Annotated in this window: 18 protein-coding genes and 1 pseudogene; 9 read left to right on the forward strand and 10 right to left on the reverse strand. The window is 63.5% G+C overall.

What is annotated here, in order from left to right; genetic code table 11:
- Nucleotides 1-148 precede the first annotated feature (148 nt).
- Nucleotides 149-1,231 carry a calcium:proton antiporter gene (locus tag IB262_RS09590; RefSeq protein ID WP_034797145.1) on the forward strand — a complete coding sequence of 361 codons (1,083 nt, stop codon included), beginning with the start codon at nt 149-151 and terminating at the stop codon, nt 1,229-1,231.
- A gap of 19 nt (nt 1,232-1,250) precedes the next feature.
- Here IB262_RS09590 and IB262_RS09595 read toward each other — a convergent pair whose 3' ends face one another.
- A complete protein-coding gene (locus tag IB262_RS09595) occupies nt 1,251-1,760 on the reverse strand; it encodes a helix-turn-helix domain-containing protein (RefSeq protein ID WP_060581860.1) in 510 nt (169 codons plus the stop codon).
- A gap of 133 nt (nt 1,761-1,893) precedes the next feature.
- On the opposite strand from IB262_RS09595, the gene IB262_RS09600 reads away from it, so the two are divergent.
- A complete protein-coding gene (locus tag IB262_RS09600; protein ID WP_034797141.1) occupies nt 1,894-2,358 on the forward strand; it encodes an SRPBCC family protein in 465 nt (154 codons plus the stop codon).
- 77 nt (nt 2,359-2,435) lie between these two features.
- Here IB262_RS09600 and IB262_RS09605 read toward each other — a convergent pair whose 3' ends face one another.
- A complete protein-coding gene (locus tag IB262_RS09605) occupies nt 2,436-3,017 on the reverse strand; it encodes a threonine transporter RhtB (protein ID WP_112974845.1) in 582 nt (193 codons plus the stop codon).
- A gap of 220 nt (nt 3,018-3,237) precedes the next feature.
- On the opposite strand from IB262_RS09605, the gene IB262_RS09610 reads away from it, so the two are divergent.
- Nucleotides 3,238-4,122 carry a DMT family transporter gene (locus IB262_RS09610; RefSeq protein ID WP_034797139.1) on the forward strand — a complete coding sequence of 295 codons (885 nt, stop codon included), beginning with the start codon at nt 3,238-3,240 and terminating at the stop codon, nt 4,120-4,122.
- Nucleotides 4,123-4,148: 26 nt separating this feature from the next.
- Here the strand turns inward: IB262_RS09610 and IB262_RS09615 are convergent, their stop codons facing one another.
- From IB262_RS09615 to IB262_RS09640, 6 genes are all read right to left on the reverse strand, one after another.
- Entirely contained in the window at nt 4,149-4,982 is an 834-nt protein-coding gene (locus tag IB262_RS09615; RefSeq protein ID WP_034797138.1) for a methyltransferase domain-containing protein, read from the reverse strand.
- 73 nt (nt 4,983-5,055) lie between these two features.
- Nucleotides 5,056-5,484 carry a GNAT family N-acetyltransferase gene (locus IB262_RS09620; RefSeq protein WP_112974846.1) on the reverse strand — a complete coding sequence of 143 codons (429 nt, stop codon included), beginning with the start codon at nt 5,482-5,484 and terminating at the stop codon, nt 5,056-5,058.
- 165 nt (nt 5,485-5,649) lie between these two features.
- A complete protein-coding gene (locus IB262_RS09625; RefSeq protein ID WP_112974847.1) occupies nt 5,650-7,866 on the reverse strand; it encodes an FAD-dependent oxidoreductase in 2,217 nt (738 codons plus the stop codon).
- Between the two features lie 11 nt (nt 7,867-7,877).
- Entirely contained in the window at nt 7,878-8,282 is a 405-nt protein-coding gene (locus IB262_RS09630) for a YbaY family lipoprotein (RefSeq protein WP_168711196.1), read from the reverse strand.
- An 11-nt stretch (nt 8,283-8,293) separates the two neighbouring features.
- Nucleotides 8,294-9,502, reverse strand: a complete 1,209-nt coding sequence (locus IB262_RS09635; protein WP_034797134.1) for an acetyl-CoA C-acetyltransferase — start codon at nt 9,500-9,502, stop codon at nt 8,294-8,296.
- Nucleotides 9,503-9,574: 72 nt separating this feature from the next.
- Entirely contained in the window at nt 9,575-11,371 is a 1,797-nt protein-coding gene (locus tag IB262_RS09640; protein WP_112974849.1) for an acyl-CoA dehydrogenase C-terminal domain-containing protein, read from the reverse strand.
- Nucleotides 11,372-11,851: 480 nt separating this feature from the next.
- On the opposite strand from IB262_RS09640, the gene IB262_RS09645 reads away from it, so the two are divergent.
- The 4 genes from IB262_RS09645 (at nt 11,852) to IB262_RS09660 (ending at nt 18,099) form a co-directional block, all read left to right on the forward strand.
- Entirely contained in the window at nt 11,852-15,682 is a 3,831-nt protein-coding gene (locus IB262_RS09645; protein ID WP_112974850.1) for a peptidoglycan-binding protein, read from the forward strand.
- 340 nt (nt 15,683-16,022) lie between these two features.
- Nucleotides 16,023-16,949: a sulfite exporter TauE/SafE family protein gene (locus IB262_RS09650; protein WP_034797131.1), complete on the forward strand. Its 927-nt coding sequence runs from the start codon at nt 16,023-16,025 to the stop codon at nt 16,947-16,949.
- A complete protein-coding gene (locus tag IB262_RS09655; protein ID WP_060522335.1) occupies nt 16,949-17,749 on the forward strand; it encodes a TIGR02186 family protein in 801 nt (266 codons plus the stop codon). Before IB262_RS09650 ends, IB262_RS09655 begins: the two co-directional genes overlap by 1 nt.
- Nucleotides 17,750-17,862: 113 nt before the next feature.
- Entirely contained in the window at nt 17,863-18,099 is a 237-nt protein-coding gene (locus IB262_RS09660; RefSeq protein WP_034797129.1) for an Lrp/AsnC ligand binding domain-containing protein, read from the forward strand.
- 51 nt (nt 18,100-18,150) lie between these two features.
- On the opposite strand, the gene pdeM is transcribed toward IB262_RS09660, so the two are convergent.
- Nucleotides 18,151-18,876, reverse strand: a complete 726-nt coding sequence (pdeM, locus tag IB262_RS09665; protein WP_192493524.1) for a ligase-associated DNA damage response endonuclease PdeM — start codon at nt 18,874-18,876, stop codon at nt 18,151-18,153.
- Between the two features lie 114 nt (nt 18,877-18,990).
- The gene (locus IB262_RS09670) at nt 18,991-21,537 is read right to left on the reverse strand and encodes a ligase-associated DNA damage response DEXH box helicase (RefSeq protein ID WP_162728664.1); all 2,547 of its coding nucleotides are present in this window, start codon (nt 21,535-21,537) and stop codon (nt 18,991-18,993) included.
- A 108-nt stretch (nt 21,538-21,645) separates the two neighbouring features.
- On the opposite strand from IB262_RS09670, the gene IB262_RS09675 reads away from it, so the two are divergent.
- Entirely contained in the window at nt 21,646-22,149 is a 504-nt protein-coding gene (locus tag IB262_RS09675) for an Rrf2 family transcriptional regulator (protein ID WP_060522333.1), read from the forward strand.
- Between the two features lie 73 nt (nt 22,150-22,222).
- A pseudogene (locus IB262_RS35895) lies at nt 22,223-22,384 on the forward strand (IS110 family transposase); the annotation flags it as partial.

Consider the following 22,384-nt stretch of genomic DNA (forward strand, 5'->3'; position numbering starts at 1 on the left):
TTGGTTCCCGGCCACACTACCGAAACGCTGCAGGGCGGTAAAGAATCGGGAGGAAAATAGTCCTCTTTCCGTCATTTGCTTTGCGGGACGCGGCCCCTATAGTTCCGGTGATGGGCAGGACAGGCTTTCGGTGGAGGGCGTTTTGTTGATGCGCATGAAAGCGGAACGCCTGCTGATCGTCGCCATGCTTGCCGCGGTCGCCGGGCTTGCGCTCGAAGATCGCCTGCTTGAGATGGGGCGCCTCGCAACGCTTCTCGGTGCCGCCGGTCTGGTGGTTGCGATCGTGCTTGCTTCGCTGCGGGTGTCGCATCACGCCGAGGTTCTGGCATCCAAGGTCGGCGATCCCTATGGCACGATGATCCTCACGCTGTCGGCGGTGCTCGTCGAAGTCGTCGTGCTGGCGATCATGATGACCAGCGAGACCTCGCCGACGCTGGTGCGCGACACGATCTATGCGGCCGTCATGCTCGACATCAACGGCATCCTGGGCCTCGCAGCCCTTCTCGGAGGTCTGAAGCACGGCGAACAGCCCTATAATGACGATTCCGCCCGCACCTACAGCGTGATGATCCTGACGGCGATGGGGATTTCTATGATCGTGCCGGAATTCGTGCCGGCGGCGAAATGGCATCTCTACTCGGCCTTCACCATCGGCGCGATGATCACGCTCTACGCCCTGTTCCTGCGCATGCAGGTGGGCGTGCACAGCTACTTCTTCAGCTACAGCTATCCGAAGGCGAAGGGCGAGGGGAGCGCGAGAGAGGGCGGCCCCGACCAGCCGGTGTTGCCGTCGATCGTGATCCTGATCCTCGGCATCGTGCTGATTGGTGTGCTGGCGGAAGTGATGTCGTCGCTGCTGACATCGGGCTTGAAAGGGAGCGGTGCACCGCCAGCTGTCACGGCCATCGTCGTCGCGGCGATTTCCGCCTCTCCGGAGATCATGACCGCCATGCGCGCCGCTCTCGCAAATCGCATGCAGGCGGTCGTCAATATCGCGCTCGGCGCTTCGCTTTCGACCGTCATCCTGACGGTGCCGGTGATGGAGGCGATCGCGCTCTATACCGGCCAGCCGTTCCTGATGGCGATGTCGCCGGTGCAGACGGTGATGGTGACGATCACGCTGATCGTTGCCGCGATCAACCTCAATGACGGTCAGACCAACGCCATCGAGGGCATGACGCATTTCGTGCTGTTTGCCACCTTCGTCATGCTCTCGGCGATCGGGCTCTGAACCGGCCGCCGGGCGAAGGTCAGGCCGTCGCCTTTTCCTGCGCCTTCCTGGCGACCACCTCTTCATAGGCGGCCTGGAGCGTGGCGCGCACCCGCGGCGGGCCATCGAGCGGCATCCCCAGATGGTCGTGCCGCAGCTCGTCCATGAAGCGATCCCAGAGCGCCGGGCCGCCGTTCTCCATGAGTTCGGCGCGAATGCTGAGCTCTTCGCTGACCGGCAGGTAGCGCCGTCCCCAGGCACCGAGCTGGGCCATGATCGGCACAAGCGCAATCGTCATTTCCGTCAGGCTATAGATCGCCTTCTGCTTGTGCGTGGGGTCGTCACGCTTCGTCAGCATTCCCTGTTCGACCAGCATCTTCAGCCGGTCCGCCAGGATGTTCGAGGAGATGCCCTCCTGCGATCGCAGCAGCTCCCGGAAGTGCCGTTTGCCGCCGAAGATCATGTCGCGAATGATCAGCAGGCTCCATTTGTCGCCGAACACTTCGAGCGAAAGATTGATCGGGCAACCCGAGCGCATGTCGTCCTTCATTGGCACCTCTTTAAAACCGCTTGCATTATCGCATCACTGACACTAACGTTCAACTGATTTCGAAATTATAGCAGTTCATAATAGAAACCAGTTGCGTATAAGTTACCGGTTTCCGACCCAGAGGAGGCAGGACATGACCGACAGATCCGTGGAACATTCGAGCTTCACCATTGAACGCAGCTTCAAGGCGACACCGGTTGAGGTGTTCAGGGCGTTCTCGGAGCCAGCCGCAAAGGAGCGCTGGTTCGTCAACGTCGAAGCCGGGGCGCAGATCACCCACGACTTCCGCGTCGGCGGCCGCGAAAGCGGTCGCTTCAGCGTGGACGACGGGACGACCTATTACGACGATACCGTCTATCTCGATATCGTCGAGAACCGCAGGATCATCTTTGCCTATACGATGACGCAGAACGACAGGCGGATTTCTGCCTCCGTCGCCACGGTCGATATCCAGCCTGCGGGCACCGGCACGCGCCTCGTCTTTACCGAACAGGTGGCCTTCCTCGACGGGCTCGACAAGCTCGAGTACCGCCGCGGAGGCTGGGAAGAGTTGATGGGGGCGTTGGCCAAGGAACTCGGCGAGGCGGTTGCTGCCTGAGGCACAACGTTTGGCCGCGCATAGCGCGCATAGCGATCAATATCCCGGAGGACACGTGCTGGTCCTCCGGGATTTTTCTAGTGCATGGCGGCAATCGCGCTGCCGGCGATGCCGACGGAGAAGAGCGTGAGGCAGACGGCGGCGATCCGGCGCGGCAGGTGCGAAGCCGAAAGACCCTTGGACATCTGCACCAGCAGGGCGCCGGCCCCGATCCAGGCCGACCCGGCGGCGATGACCAGCAGGGAGAAGCCGGCGATCCAGGGCCAGACGGCTGCCAGTCCTGTCTGCGGCAACAGCACCAGGGCGACGATCAGGGCTTTCGGATTGAGCAGCGTCGTGACGAAGACTTGTCGGATGGAGATGACGACACCTTCGCTGCGCTCGGCATCGGTCGTCCAGAGCGCATAGGCGAGGTAGAGAACCCAGCAGGCGGCAATGAGCCTCAGCGCCAGGCCGAGGTTCGGATGGGCGGCAAGGAACGGTGCGAGCAACGCGACGGCGGGAATGATCACCGCGAGATAGCCGCCGAGCTCGCCGTTCAAAAGCGGCAGCGACCGGCGAAACCCGGCCGATGCGCCGGAGAGCCAAAGCAGCGTGTTCGTCGGACCGGGCGTCGCGAGCAGGACGAGGGCGGCAAGGGCAAAGGCGAGCGGCTGCATGTCGTTGGGACCCGAGTTTCATGGTCGTTATCGCTGCCTTCTAGCAGCGGCGCAAGCGCCGGTTCTTGATCTCCATCAAGCTTGCTGTCCGATCCGTGGTGCAAGCCACCCCAAGAAATCGCCACAGCGCCGCCCCGACATGCCCCTTCCGCGCCCGTTGCGGCCGCGCTATCAGACGGGCTCCGCCGCTTCTCCTCCCGCCGGCGTGATCGAGGCTCCCATGAACAAGACCGTCCTGTCAGGCATCGTCATGACGACGTTTTCCTATTTCCTGTTTTCGCTGCAGGATGCGTCGGTCAAATGGCTGGTCGTCGGCTACTCGGTCTGGCAGATCCTGTTTACCCGCAGCATCACCATTCTCCTGCTCTGCCTTGTGATCGGTCGCGGCAAGCTGGTGCGCAGCGCCATCTCGTCGCCGGTGATCAAACCGCTCTTCGTGCGCAATCTTTTGCTGCTCGCTGCCTGGCTTTCCTATTTCAACGCGGCGCGCGACCTCGGCCTGGCGGAGATGACCACCCTTTACTACGCCGCGCCGATCATCGTGACGCTGCTTGCTGTACCGATCCTGAAGGAGGACGTTCCGCCGATCCGCTGGTTCGCCGTGTTCATCGGTTTCGTCGGCGTGCTCATCGCCTGCGATCCGCTCGGCACCGGCATGAAACTGTCGCTGCCGGTGTTCCTGGCGCTTATCGCCGCCGTCTTCTGGGCGATCGGCACGGTCATGCTGCGCAAGACGGCACTTCAGGAAACGACCCTGGTGCAGATGACGATCTCCAACGTCTTTTTCATCGGCATGACCGGGCTTGCCGTCGGCTTTTTCTGGACGCCGCCTGCGCTCTTCGACGTCGCGCTGATGGCCGGAACCGGCGTCATCGCCGGCATCGCCCAGTACGCGTTGTTCGAGGGTATGCGCCGGGCACCGATCTCGGTGATCGCGCCGTTCGAATATACCTCGCTCGTCTGGGCCTTCGGACTCGGCTTCCTGATCTGGGGCGACGTTCCGGCCATGAACGTCTTTGCCGGCGCCGGGCTGATCTTTGCGGCTGGCCTGCTGATCATCGTCGGCGAACGACTGGCGCATCGGCGCGCCGGTGCCGCCGCTTAGAGATACGGGACGGATGGAAACCGTCGTCATGCTTTGATGACGAGCGCCTCGGGAACACGGCCGGTCAGCCGGAAGAACATGTGTGAGGTCACGAGCACGTTTGGGTCGGCAAGATGCTGGTCGAGTGCTTCCAGATCGGCATCGAGCTCGGCCTGGCCGATGAAGCCTTCGGCGACAAGCCCGCCGCGGACATTGTCGATGAAATCCCGAAGGATCGGCCGGCGGTCGTGACCCGGCGGATAGACATGCTCGACCGCGTCGACGGATATCGCCTCGATACCGGCGTTCCGGAACAGACGATGCAGCCGGCGACCGATATTGAGGTCGATGCCTCTGGCGGCGGAATAGGCGACATAGGCGGCAAGCAGCCGGTCCCAGGCGGCAAGCGGCGGATCGCAGATATGTCCGAGGAAATCGGCCTCGAAGCTCGCGATCCAGCCACCCGGCCGTACCAATGACACCATTTCGAGCACGATCAGCTCTGGCCGCGGCACGTTGACGAGCACCAGCCGCATATGAGCGCCGTCGAAGGAACGGCGCGGCAGGCCTGTCGCATAGGCATCGCCCTCGCGCACATCCACCTGGGGGAGCGCATGGCCGGCAACGAAACGGCGGGCGAGTTCGACAAAATTCGGATCGCGTTCGATGCCGAGCACCGATCCGTTCGGCCCGACGCGTTTGCCAAGTAGGTGCAGAACCCCACCGGGGCCGCAGCCAAGATCGACGACGCGTTCGCCCGGCCGGATTCCGACCCGTTCGAGCTGCTGGTCGGAATCAGGGGCGAGATTGGCAATCTGTCGTTTCAGGCGTTCTTCTTCGGGCCCGGCGCGCCCAAGAAGATAGAGATCAGGCTCGCTCATGGCGTGTCCCCCTCTGACCTCGCGGAGGATGCGCCTGCGCGCGAAGAGCGTCAATCAGAAGATGCTGATAAGCTTAACGCACGCCGGACGTCATGAAACGTCGCTCGGGAGTTTCTTCATAGATCACAAGACCTTCGCGGCGGTAGAACGCCACCGCCGGATTGGTCGTCAGCACGCTGAGCTGCACGGGCAGGCCGATCGCCCTTGCTTCACCGAGCACTTGGCGAAGCGCGATCGCACCGTAGCCGCACTTCTGGTGACCGGGCGCGACGTAAAGTTTGTTCACCCAGAAATGGTCCTCGCGCCGCGTGACCGATACGCAGCCGACATCCTCGTGCCCCACGGCGATGATGCGATACTCGCCGAGGATGAGTGCATCCGCCAGCCGAGGCCGCCAGCTGCCCCAAAGCGCGATCGCATAGTTGCGCATGCAGGCTTCTTCCAGCCAGTGCAGATAGGGTTCGTCGCCGGGGACGGCGGGGCGGAGGGCGGCTTTGGTCATGGCTTCGTCATGGAGTGTGGTTCAATCCGCGCAGGCCTAGCATCACAACCGTAACAGAGTGATGGCGGCCGGGTGGGCGCTAAGCCGGCAAGGGCCTCGAGCAGGCCGTGCTCAAACGAAAACAGGCCCTCGAGCGGGCCTGCTTCCAATGCTATTCAGCGAACCTTACGCCGCCTGCTTCTTCTCGCCATAGGGGTCGAAGCGGCCGTAGAAGGTCTCGCCGCGTTCGGCCATTTCCTTGAGGAGTGCCGTCGGCTTGAAGTGGTCGCCATAGTCCTTGGCGAGCGTCTCGCACATCGTGACGAAGGCCTTTACGCCCATGCCGTCGATGTAGGAGAGCGTGCCGCCGGTATAGGGCGCAAAGCCGAAGCCGAGGATCGAGCCGACGTCTGCTTCGCGCGGATCGGTGACGATGCCTTCTTCCATGGTGCGGGCCGCTTCGAGCGCGATCGTCGCCAGGAACCGTTGCTTCAGCACCTCGACGTCGACCGTGTCGGCATTCTTCTGCGGATAGAGCGTCTTCAGCTCCGGCCACAGATACTTCTTGGCGGGCTTTGCCGGGTACTCGTAGAAGCCCTTGCCGTTCTTGCGGCCGCGACGATCGAGCTCGTCGACCAGCTTGTTGATCAGCGCCAGGTGCTTGGGATCGACGGCCTTTTCGCCGAGATCGGCGACGGTGGCCTTGAGAATCTTCTGGCTGAGGTCAATCGCCACTTCGTCGTTGAGCGATAGCGGGCCGACCGGCATGCCGGCCATCTTGGCGGCATTCTCGATCATCGCCGGCGGCACGCCTTCGATCAGCATGTCATAGGCTTCGTGGATGTAGCGGAAGACGCAACGGTTGACGTAGAAGCCGCGGGTGTCGTTGACGACGATCGGCGTCTTCTTGATCGCCGCGACATAGTCGAGTGCCACGGCGAGCGCCCTGTCGCCGCTCTCCTTACCGAGGATCACTTCCGTCAGCATCATCTTCTCGACCGGTGAGAAGAAGTGGACGCCGATAAACTGGCCCGGGCGCTTGGAGTTCTTGGCAAGACCGGTGATCGGCAGCGTCGAGGTGTTGGAGGCAAAGATCGCGTCTTCGGCAATCACCGCTTCCACCTTCTCGATCACGTCCTTCTTGACCTGGCGATCCTCGAACACCGCTTCGACGACGAGGCCGGCGGTCTTCAGATCATTGTAATCGGCCGACGGGGTGATACGGGCAAGCAGCGCCTCGCCCTCTTCCTTGGTCAGGCGGCCCTTGCCGATCGAATCCTTGACCAGGCCTTCCGAATGCGCCTTGCCCTTTTCGGCCGCTTCCATGTCGCGGTCGATCAGCGTCACCGCAATGCCGGCAGCAGCCGTCACATAGGCGATCGAGGCGCCCATGAAGCCGGCGCCGACGACGCCGACATGCTTGAATTCCGACTTCGGCACGCCGGCCGGACGGCGGGCGCCCTTGCCGAGTTCCTGCATCGAGACGAACAGCGAGCGGATCATCGAGAAGGCTTCGGTCGTCTGAAGGATCTCGGTGAAGTAGCGCTGCTCGATCTTGAGCGCCGTGTCGAACGGTACCTGCAGGCCTTCATAAACGCACTTCAGGATCGCGACGGCGCCCGGATAGTTGCCGTAGGTCTCGCGGCGCAGGATGCCGGAAGCGGCCGGCCAGAGCTGGGCCGAAGCCGGCGTCCAGATGCCGCCGCCCGGAACCTTGTAGCCCTTTTCGTCCCACGGCTGGACCGGCTTGAGGCCGTTCTTGATCATCGCCTTGGCCGCGTCGACCAGCTTGTCGGCATCGACGACTTCATGCACAAGGCCAAGCGCCTTGGCGCGGGCTGCCGTCAGCGACGAGCCTGTCGTCATCATCTGCAGCGCATCCTGCGCATTGGTCAGGCGCGGCACGCGCTGGGTGCCGCCGGCGCCCGGGAAAATGCCGACCTTGACTTCCGGCAGCGCGATCTTGACCGATTTGGAATTCGACGCGACACGGCCGTGGCAGGCGAGCGAAAGCTCGAAGGCGCCGCCCATGCAGGTGCCGTTGATCGCCGATACCCATGGCTTGCCCGAGGTTTCGAGCTTGCGGAAGAGCCCGGTCATGCGGCCAACGAGGTCGAAGAGCTTCTGGGCGGCGTTATCCGGATCCTTCTTCTTTTCTTCCTGCTGGAAGGTGAACATCGACTTGATCATCGAAAGGTCGGCGCCACCGGAGAAGCTCGACTTGCCGGACGTAAAGACGACGCCCTTGACCGCTGCGTCGGCCGTGGTCTGGTCGACGATGGCGTTGAGCTCTTCCATCACCTCCTGAGTGAAGACGTTCATCGACTTCTCAGGCATGTCCCAGGTGACGAGCGCGATGCCGTCAGCGTCGGTCTCGATCTTGAAATTGGTGTAATTCGTCATGGTTCTCCCCCTCAGTAGAGAATGGGTTCGATCTGCAGCGAGACATTCGATCCGCCGCTGTAACGTTGTTTGCTGGTGTTGGTGGCGATCAACCGGCCGTCGCGCTCGACACGGATGCTGAAGCCCGCATCGACAGCCTTGTCGAGTTCGGGCTTCGGCACCTGCAGCACGAAGGGCACGCGGGTGGCCTTGCCGTCGCTGACAACCGAAGTCTCGGCGATCAGCTTGGCGGCGACGTCCATCACGCCCTGCTCTTCGAGCCGGATCGTGACGGTGCCGGCCGGGACCGGGCCGCTCGCGACATTGGAGATCGCACCGGTGAGCGTGAAGCTGTCGCCGCCTTCCTCCTCGTCGGAGACGCAGCCCGCGGCTGCAAGCAGCCCCAGGCCCATCACTCCGAGAAGGGTGCGGCGCATCACGTCCATCGTCAGACCCTTTCGATGATCGTGGCCGTGCCCATGCCGGCGCCGATGCAGAGCGTGACGAGCGCGGTGTTGAGATCGCGGCGCTCCAGTTCGTCGAGCACGGTGCCGAGGATCATCGCGCCGGTTGCGCCGAGCGGATGGCCCATGGCGATCGCGCCGCCGTTGACGTTGATCTTGTCGTGCGGGATGTCGAAGGCCTGCATGTAGCGCAGCACGACGGCCGCGAAGGCTTCGTTGAGCTCGAAGAGGTCGATGTCCGACAGCTTCATGTCGGCGCGCTTCAGAAGCTTTTCGGTGACGTCGACCGGGCCGGTCAGCATCAGTGCCGGGTCGGAGCCGATATTGGCGAAGGCGCGGATGCGGGCGCGGGGCTTCAGGCCCATGCTTTCGCCGCCGGCCTTGGAGCCGAGCAACACGGCAGCAGCGCCATCGACGATGCCCGAGGAGTTGCCGGCGTGGTGCACGTAGTTGATCTTCTCGATTTCAGGATGCGCCTGGATGCCGACGGCTTCGAAGCCGCCCATTTCGCCCGGCATCTGGAAGGACGGGTTGAGCGAGGCGAGCGCCTGCATGTCGGTGCCTGGACGCATGTGCTCGTCGCGGTCGAGGATCGTCAGGCCGTTCTGGTCCTTGAAGGGCACGACGGACTTCTTGAAGTAGCCCTGTTCCCAGGCGTGCGCCGCACGCTTCTGGCTTTCGACCGCATAGGCGTCGACGTCGTCGCGGCTAAAACCGTACTTGGTGGCGATCAGGTCGGCCGAAACGCCCTGCGGCATGAAGAAGGCCGGCAGGTTGACCGAGGGGTCCATGAACCAGGCGCCGCCCGACATGCCGAGGCCGACGCGCGACATCGATTCAACGCCGCCGGCAATCACGATGTCGTCGGCGCCTTGGGCGATCTTGGCTGCGCCAAAGTTGACGGCGTCGAGGCCGGAGGCGCAGAAGCGTGAAATCTGCATGCCAGGCGCACGGGTCGAATAACCGGCTTCGAAGGCGGCAGCCTTCGGGATCACCGCGCCTGCGTCCATCACAGGATCGACGCAACCCATGATGATGTCGTCCACGGTCGAGGTGTCGAGGTCGTTGCGGTCACGCACCGCTTCCAGCATCTTGGCTGCCAGGCGAACGGACGGCACTTCGTGCAGCGATCCGTCCTTCTTGCCACGGCCGCGCGGTGTGCGCACGTGGTCGTAAACGAAGACTTTCGTCATGTCTCATCTCCCTTTCGGCAGCACCGTCAGGTGCTGCCCGTCAAAACATTTTAGATTGAACCCGCGGCGGGATTAGAAAGCGGCCGCATCGAGCGCCATCAGCGTGTCGGCGCCGGTTTCTATGCGGGCCTTGCGCAGGGCCGTTTCCGGCAGGATCCTTTCCATGAAGAAGGTCGCGGTGATCAGCTTGTTCTTCAGATAGTCTGCGCGCGCCGTTTCGCCAGAGGCAAGCTTTTCATGCGCCGTCTTGGCGATCTTCGCCCACATGTAACCAAGGACGACGAGACCGAAGAGGTGCATGTAGTCGGTCGAGCCGGCGCCGGCATTGTCGGGCTTGGCCATCGCGTTCTGCATGAACCACATGGTGGCCGCCTGCAGGTCGTTGAGGCCTTTCTTCAGCGCCTTGGTATAGGCGGCGAGCTTTTCGTTGCTGCGGTTTTCCTCGCAGAAATCGCCGATCTCCTTGAACAGCGCCATGATGGCGCGGCCGCCGTTGAGGCCCAGCTTGCGGCCGACGAGGTCGAGCGCCTGGATGCCGTTAGCGCCTTCATAGATCATCGCTATGCGGGCATCGCGGACATACTGGCTCATGCCGTGTTCTTCGATGTAGCCGTGACCGCCGAACATCTGCTGCGCCATGACGGCATGGTCGAAGCCCTTGTCGGTGAGTACGCCCTTCAGGATCGGCGTCATCAGGCCGAGGACGTCGTCGGCCGTCTGGCGGTCGGCATCATTGTCGGAGCGGTGGGCGATGTCGGACTTGAGCGCGGTCCAGAGCGTGAAGGCGCGGCCGGCTTCGTTGAAGGCCTTGATCGTCATCAGGGTGCGGCGCACGTCCGGATGCACGATGATCGGGTCGGCCTTCTTGTCTGGCGCCTTCGGGCCGGAGAGCGAACGGCCCTGGATGCGGTCGCGCGCGTAGTTGGCCGCATTCTGGTAGGCGATTTCGGCAATCGAAAGGCCCTGCAGGCCGACGCCGAGGCGCGCCTCGTTCATCATAACGAACATGGCGTTGAGGCCCTTGTTCTCCGTGCCGATGAGATAGCCTTCGGCCTCGTCATAGTTCATGACGCAGGTCGAGTTGCCGTGGATGCCCATCTTGTGTTCGATCGCGCCGCAGGAAACGCCGTTGCGTTCGCCCGGCTCGCCGGCGGCATCAAGCTTGAACTTCGGTACGATGAACAGTGAAATGCCCTTCACACCCTCGGGCGCGCCCTCAATGCGGGCGAGCACCAGATGGATGATGTTGTCCGACATGTCGTGTTCGCCGGCAGAGATGAAGATCTTCTGGCCGGAGATCTTGTAAGCGCCGTTGCCGGTGGGCACTGCCTTCGTGCGCAGGAGGCCGAGGTCCGTGCCGCAATGCGGCTCGGTGAGATTCATCGTTCCGGTCCAGGTGCCGGCAACCATCTTCGGCAGGTAGGCCTGCTTCTGCTCGTCCGTGCCATGCACGAGGATCGCGGCGATCGCGCCCTGGGTGAGGCCCGGATACATGGTCAGTGCCATGTTGGCCGACGACATGTATTCGCCGACGGCGGTGTGCAGCGTATAGGGCAGGCCCTGGCCACCGAATTCTTCGGGCACGGCAAGGCCAAGCCAGCCGCCTTCGCGGTACAGGTCGAAGGCTTCCTTGAAGCCCTTCGGCACGCTGACCGAACCGTCGTCGCGACGCTTGCAGCCTTCCTGGTCGCCGGAAAGGTTGACCGGAAACAGGGCTTCTTCGGCAAGCTTGGCAGCTTCGCCGACGATCGCTTCGATCATGTCGGGCGTCGCATCGGCAAATCCGGGCAGGTTGTTGTAGCGCTCGATGCCGAGCACGTCGTTCAGGATGAAGAGGGTATCGTCGACCGGAGCCTTGTAGATGGGCATTCTTTCCTCGCCTTTGGTGCTTCGGGCTGCCGTCTCTCGTCGTCGACGCCCGGTTGCAGGATGCCGGATGCGCCGCCATCCTCATTGATTCCAGGGCATCGTCTCCCTCCCGTGCTTCCACGGGACAGCGGGATGCTCCGGGGCGGTCTCGCATCGTTGGCCGGATGCTACAAAATTTTGACGTTTGCGTAAACGTCAAAAATTGCGTGTCGTGCAGTTTGGTGGTGTGTGGGGGAGATGCAGGCACCGCGGCGCCTCAACTTCGCACGATCCTGCCAAATCGTTAAAAAATCATCCGCAGGTTAACCGCTTGTTTACCACGTTTCGTGAAAGGTGCGTGTTGAGATGGTCAAAGCTGCAACCTGTCCTGGCGTCGCATCGTTGTAGTTTTGCCCGCGTCGGAAGCGCCACAGGGGTGAAGAAAGCAGTTTTCTTCCGTGACGACTTTCGAGATGGCCGACGACAGGGGCGAAGAACAACATGAGCGGATTGCGATCAAATCCTCAGCGCGCAGGCAGCCAGTCCTATAGCGAGCGGCCGTCGCTCGACGCCTTGAACCGCACCATCGAAGGATTGGAGGCGCGGATCGAAGGCCTGATGAGCGGCACGGCCCGCGACCCGGCGCCAAGGCCGCCCGAGCGCCAGCCCGCCCGCGAACCCGTGCGGGAAACGGCCTCGCCCCGCGATGCCGTCGCCGAAATCATGCAGCGCCAGCGCAGCCTCAGCACCTCGCGCGAGCGCCCGACGCTTCGCGACCGGATGCCGCAGCGCGAGCCGGAACGTTATGCCCCCGAACGACCTGTTTCCGAGCGCCCGATCTCCGATCGTTACGTCGAAGAGTCGCGCCAGCAACCGCTTCACAGCCAACCTCCGCGGCCCGCCTCCGCGGTCAACGATATCGCCGAAGCGCTTGTCGGTTTGCGCCAGGACCTGAAGCGCGACATCACTGACGGCCTGACGCGCGAGATGAATTCGCTGCGCTCCGAAATTCGCGGCATCAAGGCGCAGGCGCAGGATCACAGCTTTGCCGAAGACGTGCGCGGCGACATGCAGCGCCTTGCCGACAGCATCCAGCATCTCGGCCGCCAGGCATCGCCCGCCCAGGCCGATGCGCTGCGCGGCGATTTTGACGACCTGCGCGCGATGATCGACGGTCTCGCGCGCGAAGACAGCATGCGCCGGATGGAAAACCGCTGGAGCGGTGTCGAAGACCGGTTGATCGCCTTTGATCAGAACCGCGACGACGAACTGGTCGCGCTCGCCTATCGCCTGGACGAAATCAAGTTGCAGATCGGCTCGCTCCAGGGAAGCTCCGCCGTCGACGCGCTGGAAGACAAGCTGATCGCCGTCGCCCAGGCGATCGAAATGCTCGGTCGCCAGATCCAGCCGGACGATCGCCGCCTCGTCTCGCAGTTTGCCGATCTCGACAGCCGTCTCGACGAAATCAGCCGCGCCATCGCGGCCAACACTCGCACGACGTCCGGGCTGGATTCCGGCTTTGTCAATCGCCTGGAAAGCCGGCTTGGCGATCTCTCCCGCCAGATCGACAGCCTGTCGCGCCCGAACGACGGTGGGCTCGGTGCGCGCCTCGAAGCCTTGACCGTCCGGGTCGAGGATCTCGCCGGTGAAAAGGCGGCTGCCCGCTTGGAAGAGCGGCTGGACCAGCTGTCGCTGATGATGGAGCGCAGCAGCAGGACCGCGCAGTCGGACCTCAACGATTACCTGTCGGACATTTCCCGCAAGATCGAAGCTCTCGACCAGGGCAGCGTCAACGACGCGCTCGCCGAACGGCTGGACTATCTCGCCCGCCGGATCGACGAGCTTGACGCCCATGGCGCCCAGCCCGCGTCCGATCCGCGTTTCGACCGGCTGGAAGATCGCCTGGTCGGTATCGCGCAGCGTCTGGAAGAGACCTACGCCGCGCCGTTCGACGACCGCGCGGCACTTCAGAACCTTGAAGCCCAGATTGCCAACCTGTCGACGCTGGTCAGCCAGCCGCGGGCGGACGTCGCCCAAAGCGCCATGCCCGTCGACTACGAAAGCCGCATGACCGCGCTCGAGGACTATTTCTCGACCAGCGACGAGTACATCGTGGAAGCCGCGCGCCAGGCCGCCGAAGCTGTGATGGAAGCCTATTCCAAGAACGGCCCTTCGCACGCCTCCGCCGGTGGCGATCTGGCCGCGATCTCGGCGCTTGCCGAAGACTTGAGGACGCTTGAGGACTTGAGCCGTTCCAGCGAGGAGCGGACCGCGCGCACCTTCGAGGCGCTGCACGAAACGCTCGTCCACATTGCCGACAAGCTGGAGCGCATCGAAAACCGCGAGCCGGCAATGGCGGCGCAGCCTGCCATGGCGGTGGTGCGCGAAGCGGCTCAGATGCCGCGCGCCGCGCAGCCGGAGTTCCACGACCCCTTCGGTGGCGGCGATCTTGATGATCGCTACGACGACCTGCAGCGCAATGTCCGTGCCCTCCAGGCAGAGGACCAGGCCGTCGCGGTTCAACCCGCCGAACCGGCAACAGCCCTTGCCGACGATGCGCAGATTTCGACCGTCGCGCTCGAAGAAGAGCGCGAGCCGGCTGCCGCCGCCCGCACCGGCCTGCTCGCCGGCCTCACCCGGCGCTTTTCCGGCAAGCGCTCGGAACCGGAACCGGAACAGGCACGCAAGCTCGTCGAGCCGACCCCGTCGATCGATCCCTCCGAAATGCTCGCTCCGGAAGAAGCAAACCAGCTGCTCGAGCCGGGCTCCGGCGTTCCCGACGTGAAGAAGATCCTGGAACGCGTGCGCGCCGGGCAGATGAACAAGGCAGGCATCCAGCCGGCCGATGGCGACAAATCGGATTTCATCGCCGCCGCTCGCCGCGCCGCGCAGCTTGCCGTCGAAGAGACCGACACCCTCAACAAGACCGGCGACAAGGCCGCGACGTCCGGCATCGGCGGCGCCTTCGCCCGCCATCGCCGGCCGATCCTCATGGCCGTCGGCGCCGTCCTTTTGGCGATCATGTCTTACCCGCTGGTCAGCTCGATGCTGAACAAGGACGAGATGCCGGTCGAACCGGTCGCGGTCATCGAGCAGACGGTCACTCCGCAGGCAGCCGAGTTCAAGGCCGCCGACGACCATCTGGTGCAGGGCACGACCGTCGCGGCGCAGGAAGCACCGGTTACCGCGTCTGAGACGGCCGTTGCGACGCCGCTCGATTCCGTCGAAACGCCCGTGAAGCCTCCCGAGGCCTCGATCGCGGTGACGGCAACGACCGTGCCGACGACCACCTTTGCAACGCCCGAAGACAAGGCGCCGATGCTTGCGCCGGTCGCCGAAACGAAGACGCCGGTCACCGAGTTCCAGCCGGCTCCGGCCGCAGCGACGCCGGTGGCGAACGCTTCGCTTGCCAGCGCGCCGGCCGATGGCGCCGCGATGACGCCGGCGACGACAGCTGCTGCCGCTGTGCCCACCGACGTCGTGTTGCCGGAAGGTTTCGGTCCGGTCGCGCTGGTGACCGCGGCCAAGGGCGGCGACCCGCTCGCCTTCTACGAAATCGCCGTGCGATTCACCGAGGGCCGTGGTGTTCAGGAAAACATGGCTGAAGCCGCCAAATGGTATCAGCGCGCCGCCGATGCTGGTGTCGTGCCGGCACAGTACCGCCTCGCGACCCTTTACGAGAAGGGCACCGGCGTGACGCGCGACGCGGCGAAGGCGAAGGCGCTCTATATCGCTTCCGCTGGCCAGGGCAACGCCAGCGCCATGCACAACCTCGCGGTGATGCTGGCAAGCGGCCGCGATGGCGCGCCTGACTTCAACGAGGCAACGAAGTGGTTTGCGAAGGCGGCCGAGCTCGGCATCCGCGACAGCCAGTTCAACCTTGCGGTTCTCTATGCCCGTGGCAACGGCGTGCCGCAGGACCTGACGGAATCCTACAAGTGGTTCTCGGCGGCTGCCCGCGAAGGCGACCTCGATGCCGGCGCCAAGCGCGACGAAGTTGCCAAGGCGATGAAGCCGGAGCAGCTCGAAAGCGCCAAGGCCAAGGCGGAAGCCTGGAAGGCTGAACCGGTCGACGCCAAGGCAAACAGCGTCGACGTTCCGGATGCCTGGGTTGGCCCGGCCAACAAGACCGCCAGCGTCGACATGAGCAAGGCGGTCCGCAACATCCAGGCGATCCTCAACAACAACGGCTTTGACGCTGGCAAACCGGATGGCCAGATGGGCAAGAAGACCGTCGCCGCCATCAAGGCCTTCCAGAAGTCGGTCGGCCAGGAGCCGACGGGCGAAATCACCGAGCAGCTGGTCAAGGAATTGCTGAAGCGCAATTCCTGACCCTTGGGCCTTGCGCCGTAATAAAGCCGCAGAGCCGGGCGACACGGGTTGCGGGTGGCGCAGCCATCCGCCATGTGGCTGAAAAGGTTGAAATCTCGGGCTGCTGCATAATTCCTTAATCGGAATCGGGCTAAGGAAGAGCCGATGCAGCAATCAAGGTCCGATTCGTGGCCTTGGCACGTCCTGGCGGAAGCGCAACGCTGCAGGAGTGCATGACGGAGGCCGCCTCGCCCTCGGGAGAGGTGCCGGCCCTTCGAATATTCCCTCAATCGTGGTGATTTGATTGCCACACTGACTGGTTCGCCCGCATCGCGGGCCGTTGGCATATCGAGGTCCCGGCGTGTCGATTTATCTGCCCATCGCAGAGTTGTCGGTGAACATACTCATCATTCTCGGTATGGGCGCCGCAGTCGGCTTTCTGTCCGGCATGTTCGGCGTCGGTGGCGGGTTCCTGATCACCCCGCTCCTGATCTTCTACAATATTCCTCCCGTCGTAGCGGTGGCGACCGGTGCCAACCAGGTGGTGGCCTCGTCGATTTCGGGGGCGATCACGCATTTCCGGCGTGGCACGATCGACATCAAGCTCGGCACGGTGCTCTTATGCGGTGGTCTTGCCGGCGCGACCGTCGGCGTCTGGCTGTTCTCGCTGCTGCGTCGCCTCGGCCAGCTCGACCTGGTGATCTCGCTGCTTTACGTCGTGCTGCTCGGCACCGTTGGCGGCCTGATGCTTTGGGAGAGCGTCGTCGCCATGCGCAAGGCGGCCAAGAACCAGCAGACGACCTTGCGTCGCCCTGGCCAGCACAACTGGGTGCATGGCCTGCCCTTGAAGATGCGCTTCAAGAAATCGAAGATCTACCTGAGCGTCATCCCGGTTGTCGCCCTCGGCTTCTGCATCGGCATCCTGACCTCGGTCATGGGTGTCGGCGGCGGCTTCATCATGGTGCCGGCGATGATCTATCTCCTGCGCATCCCGACCAACGTCGTCGTCGGCACGTCGCTGTTCCAGATTATCTTCGTTTCGGCCTACACGGTCATCGTCCAGGCTTCGACCAACTACACCGTCGATATCGTGCTCGCCTTCGTACTGATGATCGCCGGTGTCATCGGTGCCCAATACGGCGTACGCGTCGGCCAGAAGCTGCGCGGCGAACAGCTGCGCGCATTGCTGGCCTTGCTTGTTCTTGCCGTCGGCATCCGTCTGGCAATCGAGCTCATCATTCCGCCGAAGGACGTCTATTCGGTCGTATCCGCGGGGTTCGGTTTCTGATGATCCGCCTCGCCCGCACAGCTCTCGCTCTCCTTGTTCTCGCTTTCGCCGCCCCGGCGCAGGCAGCCATCCAGGACGAGAATGCCGATTTCACCGAGAAGCTGGAGATCGGCATCTCGACCGACGAGATCGCCATCACTTCCGATTTCCGCGGCGCCGACCTGACGATCTTCGGCGCCGTCGACGGCTTCGATCAGGGCCTGCTGGCTCAGGGTCGCTACAACATCGTCGTCAGCCTCGAAGGGCCCAAGGACAACGCGACGGTGCGTAAGAAGGAGCGCGTCTTCGGCATCTGGGTGAACACCAGCTCCATGACCTTCGAGCTGGTGCCTGAATCCTATTCGCTGTCGTCGACGCGCGATATCGAGACGATCGCGCCGCCCGGCGAGATGGGCAACATGGGCATCGGCGTCGACCACATGCGGCTGGTGCCGCTCGGCTTCGTCGGTGACGGCAGCAATCTCGGCGAATTCCGCAATGCCTTCCGCCGCATCCGCGAGACCAGCGGCGTCTACGAGCGCGATCCCGGCGGCGTGCAGTTCATCAGCTCCAGCCTCTTCAAGGCCTCGGTGCGCTTGCCGGCCAACGTGCCGAACGGCGTGCATGTGGTTCGCGCCTATCTCTTCCGCGATGGCGTCTTCGTCGCCGCCAAGGCTCTGCCGCTGCGTGTCGTCAAAACCGGCCTGGAACAGTTCATCACCCAGGCGGCACACCAGCAGCCGCTGCTCTATGGCCTCATGGCCGTGCTGCTCGCCGTCATCACCGGCTGGGGCGCCAGCGTGATCTTCCGCAAGGAATAGTGACCGGCGATCTTCGCCGACGTTTCCTTTTGCGCGCCGGAGCGCTATGGAAAGGCATGCCGCATGCGTTTCATCAGCGCATGCCGTGGCAAATAAAAAACAGAGGAAGCTCGATGAAACCGATTTTTGTCCAGTTGCAGTGCGCTCCCGGCAAGACCTACGAGGTTGCCGACGAGATCTACCGCAAGGAGATCGTTTCGGAGATGTATTCGACGAGCGGCGATTACGACCTGATCATCAAGGTCTATATCGAAGAAGGCCAGGACATCGGCAAGTTCATCAACGACAACATTGCCACGGTGCCGGGCATCTCGCGCTCGCTGACGACGCTGACCTTCAACGCCTTCTGATTACCGGCGGATCCCCGGCGCGGGAGAGCCGCGCCGTTTTCCCCGCCCTCTTCAGGCGATGAGATTGGCAAAGCGAACCGAATAGATCCGGTCGCGCCCGAGCATATGGGCGACAAGCTTGCTGCGGTCGAAGAGGCCGGTCATCGCCCGGTGCCTGAGATCGAGCCCGCCAGTGGTGACCCCGAAAGCCGGCATCAGCATGCGCGTGCCATCGGTCGCAAAACAGGCGCGGCGCACCGCTCTTTCCCGTCTTACCACCGTTGCAGCCGGATGCAGGTGCCCGGCGATCTCGCCGACGGCATCGCCGCGCTTCGGCTCGTGCCGGAAGGTCAGGCCCGCATGGCCAAGTTCGTCCATCGAGGCGCCCGGCAGGCCGAAAGCGCCGTCCGGGTCGTGGTTGCCGTTGATCCAGAGCCATTCGCGCCCATGCGCCATGGCGGCAATCATGTGCCGGAAATCATCGGGCATTGCCGCCGAACCGACGCGGTCATGGAAGTTGTCGCCGAGGCTGATGACGAACTTCGGGTCGTGCCGCGCGATCGCCGCTTCAAGCACGCGCAGCGTCGCCAGCGTATCGTAAGGCGGCAAAAGCATGCCGCGGCGGGCAAAGGCGGAGCCTTTCTCCAGATGCAGGTCGGAGACGACCAGCGTGCCCGTCTCCGGCAGGTAGAGGCTACCGAGCGGATCGCAGATCGCGATGACGCCGTTGACGATTGTCTGGGCATGGAGGAGGGGGGCAGTCGTCTGAGCCGAGAGGGCGTGGGCGAGGCGGTGCATGGTCACGGTCTCGCACGTTGTGTTGCGAGGATAATACCCCCCTCTGGCCTGCCGGCCAGAGGGGGGTAACCCGCCGATATCGACAGACTGCTCATTCTCGAAACCATTTTCCTATCAATCCACATCCAGACCGCCCATCGCCTCGTGGATCAGGTCGTCGGCGGCTTCCGACAGCAGGAAGTCCTGCGCTTCGCCCTGGACCATTTCCTTGCCGATCTCCAGCATGACGGGCACCGCCAGCGGCGAGATCCGGTCGAGCCGTCGATGCGTGATGTGGCCCTTGATTCGCTTCAGCATATCCCCGAGGCGGGCGATGTCCAAAAGCCCCGTCGCCGCATCGTTGCGGGTCGCTTCGAGCAGGAGGTGATCCGGCTCGTGCGCGTGCAATACGTCGTAAATGAGGTCGGCCGAGACCGTCACCTGCCGGCCGGTCTTTTCCTTGCCTGGATGGCGCTGGTCGATGAGGCCGGCGATGACGGCGCAGTTGCGGAAGGTCCGTTTGAGCAGGAAGGATTCGTTGAGCCACGCTTCGAGGTCGTCGCCGAGCATGTCCTCGTCGAAGAGATCGGCAAGTGCGCCGCGCCTGAGCTCGAAGGTGGCCCCGAGGTCGTCGAGCGCCCAGACCGCCAGCGAGTAATCGGTGGCGACGAAACCGAGCGGTTTCAGCCCGGCGCGATCGAGCCGGCGGGTAAGCAGCATGCCGAGCGTCTGGTGCGCCAACCGCCCTTCGAAGGCATAGATGACCATGTAATGGCGGCTGCCGCGCGGAAAGGTCTCGATCAGAAGCTCGTCCTCGCGCGGCAGCATCGAGACGTCCTTCTGCAAGGACAGCCAGTCGCGCACCTGTTCCGGCAGCGCTGCCCGGCGCGCCGGATCGGCAAGCATCCTGCGGACCTGCTCGGCGAGGTAAGTCGAGAGTGGGAACTTGCCGCCGGCATAGCTCGGCACCTTGGGATCGAACGTGAAGGCCTGGCTGACCAGGCACTCGTTTTCGCGGATGCCCTCGAAACGCAGCACCTTGCCGGAGAACATGAAGGTGTCGCCCTGGGACAGCATTTCGAGAAAATACTCTTCGACCTTGCCGAGCGGCATGCCGCCGCGGCCAAGCGAGCCGCGCGCGTTGCGCTTGACCAAACGCACGTTGAGCATCGGCGATTCGACGATGGTGCCGACATTCAGCCGGTACTGTTGCGCCACCAGCGGATTGGAGACGCGATAGAGCCCGTCCTTGGTCTTGCGGATGCGGGCATAGCGCTCGTAGGTCTTCAGCGCATAGCCGCCGGTGGCAACGAAATCGATGACGCGCTCGAAGGTCTCCCAGGCGAGCGTCGCATAAGGCGAGGCGGTGGTGATTTCATCGAACAATGCGAGCGGATCGAAAGGCGCGGCGCAAGCCATGCCGAGCACGTGCTGGGCGAGCACGTCGAGAGCGCCCTTGCCGACGGGTGGCGTGTCCTGCGCGCCGATATAGTTGGCGTCGAGTGCGGCCTGGCATTCCATCACCTCGAAGCGGTTGGCCGGCACCAGGATCGCCTTCGACGGTTCGTCCATGCGGTGGTTGGCGCGGCCGATGCGCTGGGCAAGGCGACTCGCGCCCTTCGGTGCGCCCACATGCACGACGAGATCGACATCGCCCCAGTCGATGCCGAGGTCGAGCGTCGAGGTCGCAACGACCGCCCGAAGGCGGTTCTCCGCCATCGCCGCCTCGACTTTGCGGCGCTGGGCGACGTCGAGCGAACCGTGATGCAGCGCGATCGGCAGGTTGTCGTCGTTGATCGTCCAGAGCTCCTGGAAGAGCAGCTCCGCCTGGCTGCGGGTGTTGACGAAGAGCAGGGTGGTGCCGTGCTCCTTGATCGCTTCGTAGACATCGGCGATGGCGTAGCGTGCCGAGTGCCCGGCCCAGGGCACATGCTCCTCGGTCTTCAGAATGGAGATCTGCGGCTTGGCCCCGCCCTGGACCTGGACGAGACCGGCATGGTTGTGCGCGTCCGGCTCTTGCGGCGCCAGCCAACGCCGCAGATCCATCGGGTCGGCGACCGTTGCCGAAAGGCCGATCGTCTGCAGGCCGGGCGCCAGCCGGCGCAGCCGCGCCAGACCGAGGGAGAGAAGATGGCCGCGTTTGGAGGTGACGAGCGAATGCAGCTCGTCAAAGACGACGTAGCGCAGGTCCTTGAAGAAGCGTTGCGCCTCGCCGTTGGCGAGCAGCAGCGCGAGTTGCTCCGGCGTCGTCAGCAGAATGTCGGGCGGATTGAGTTTTTGTCGCTGACGCTTGGCGGTCGGCGTATCGCCGGTACGGTTTTCGACGCGCGCAGGCAGTCCCATTTCGCCGACCGGTTTCATCAGGTTGCGCTCGATATCGACGGCGAGCGCCTTCAGAGGCGAAATGTAGAGCGTGTGGATGCCGACGAAGGCTGCGCCCGGCGGGATCTTGCCGCGCCGGGTGAGATCGACCAGCGAAGGCAGGAAGCCGGCGAGCGTCTTGCCGGCGCCGGTCGGAGCGATCAGCAGCGTGCTTTCCCCGGCCTCGGCGCGGGCGAGCAGCTCCAGCTGGTGCGCACGCGGCCGCCAGCCCTTCTCGCCGAACCAGCGCAGAAAGGGAGCGGGCAGGGTCAGGGCATCGCCCTGCGGCTCTCTGGAATCGATCCTGTTCACGGAGAACAAAGGTAGATCAAATCCGCCAAAAGAGAAGCCTGTCCGATGGGTGCAATCACAGGCATTGACTCGCGGTCTAATCATAGATAAAAATTATCCACGATTAAGGAGCCGCCCATGAAACTCGGTGACGGGGTCGAGCAGGCCATTCACAGCGTGACGATGCTGAGCTGTCTTCAGCCCGGCAGCACCCTGTCGGCGGCCGCTCTTGCCGAGTTCCATGGCGTCTCTACGAGCTATCTCTTGAAGCACCTGCAGGCGATGTCCGGTGCCGGACTGCTGGAGGCAGTTCCGGGTCCTAAGGGCGGTTACCGGCTCGCGAAGACGCCGGAAAAGATTACCTTGCTCGATATCGTGCTTGCGGTCGAAGGCCCGGAGCCGGCGTTTCGCTGCAACGAGATCCGGCTGCGCGGTCCCAATCCCTATGCCTGCAAGCCGACCGCGCCCTGCACCATCAATGTCGCGATGCTGAGAGCCGAGCAGGCCTACCGCACCGAACTCAGGCGCGTGACCATCGCCAGCATCCTGGATGACCTCAACGCCAAGGATGACGGCAGCGTATGGGCGCGAACCGAAGCCTTTCTGGCGATCAACGAGCGCAAATCGTCCGCCAGCGCCTGACCCCCATCAACCCGTTAAGCCCAAGGAGGTGGCATGAAAGAGACCGCGTCCGCTGAGAGAACGGATCACTGAGATGCAGGTGATGATTGAGGGACAGCCACGCTTCCGGCCTTTCGGCTTATCCTGTTGGGGTTTTGGAGATCTCAACACGGGAGTTGGAAGCATGACTGCGTCCTATGATTACCATATCGGCGTTGATTACCACAAATCCTATAGCCATCTGGTGGTGCAGGAC

It is taken from the genome of Ensifer sp. ENS02, from assembly GCF_014851885.1.
GTDB lineage: Bacteria > Pseudomonadota > Alphaproteobacteria > Rhizobiales > Rhizobiaceae > Ensifer > Ensifer adhaerens.

What these genes read in the sequence shown, in the direction of transcription:
- IB262_RS09590 (WP_034797145.1), top strand. Translation starts at nt 149, where the DNA reads ATGCGCATGAAAGCGGAACGCCTGCTGATCGTCGCCATGCTTGCCGCG.
- IB262_RS09595 (WP_060581860.1), bottom strand. Translation starts at nt 1,760, where the DNA reads ATGAAGGACGACATGCGCTCGGGTTGCCCGATCAATCTTTCGCTCGAA.
- IB262_RS09600 (WP_034797141.1), top strand. Translation starts at nt 1,894, where the DNA reads ATGACCGACAGATCCGTGGAACATTCGAGCTTCACCATTGAACGCAGC.
- IB262_RS09605 (WP_112974845.1), bottom strand. Translation starts at nt 3,017, where the DNA reads ATGCAGCCGCTCGCCTTTGCCCTTGCCGCCCTCGTCCTGCTCGCGACG.
- IB262_RS09610 (WP_034797139.1), top strand. Translation starts at nt 3,238, where the DNA reads ATGAACAAGACCGTCCTGTCAGGCATCGTCATGACGACGTTTTCCTAT.
- IB262_RS09615 (WP_034797138.1), bottom strand. Translation starts at nt 4,982, where the DNA reads ATGAGCGAGCCTGATCTCTATCTTCTTGGGCGCGCCGGGCCCGAAGAA.
- IB262_RS09620 (WP_112974846.1), bottom strand. Translation starts at nt 5,484, where the DNA reads ATGACCAAAGCCGCCCTCCGCCCCGCCGTCCCCGGCGACGAACCCTAT.
- IB262_RS09625 (WP_112974847.1), bottom strand. Translation starts at nt 7,866, where the DNA reads ATGACGAATTACACCAATTTCAAGATCGAGACCGACGCTGACGGCATC.
- IB262_RS09630 (WP_168711196.1), bottom strand. Translation starts at nt 8,282, where the DNA reads ATGCGCCGCACCCTTCTCGGAGTGATGGGCCTGGGGCTGCTTGCAGCC.
- IB262_RS09635 (WP_034797134.1), bottom strand. Translation starts at nt 9,502, where the DNA reads ATGACGAAAGTCTTCGTTTACGACCACGTGCGCACACCGCGCGGCCGT.
- IB262_RS09640 (WP_112974849.1), bottom strand. Translation starts at nt 11,371, where the DNA reads ATGCCCATCTACAAGGCTCCGGTCGACGATACCCTCTTCATCCTGAAC.
- IB262_RS09645 (WP_112974850.1), top strand. Translation starts at nt 11,852, where the DNA reads ATGAGCGGATTGCGATCAAATCCTCAGCGCGCAGGCAGCCAGTCCTAT.
- IB262_RS09655 (WP_060522335.1), top strand. Translation starts at nt 16,949, where the DNA reads ATGATCCGCCTCGCCCGCACAGCTCTCGCTCTCCTTGTTCTCGCTTTC.
- IB262_RS09660 (WP_034797129.1), top strand. Translation starts at nt 17,863, where the DNA reads ATGAAACCGATTTTTGTCCAGTTGCAGTGCGCTCCCGGCAAGACCTAC.
- pdeM (WP_192493524.1), bottom strand. Translation starts at nt 18,876, where the DNA reads ATGCACCGCCTCGCCCACGCCCTCTCGGCTCAGACGACTGCCCCCCTC.
- IB262_RS09675 (WP_060522333.1), top strand. Translation starts at nt 21,646, where the DNA reads ATGAAACTCGGTGACGGGGTCGAGCAGGCCATTCACAGCGTGACGATG.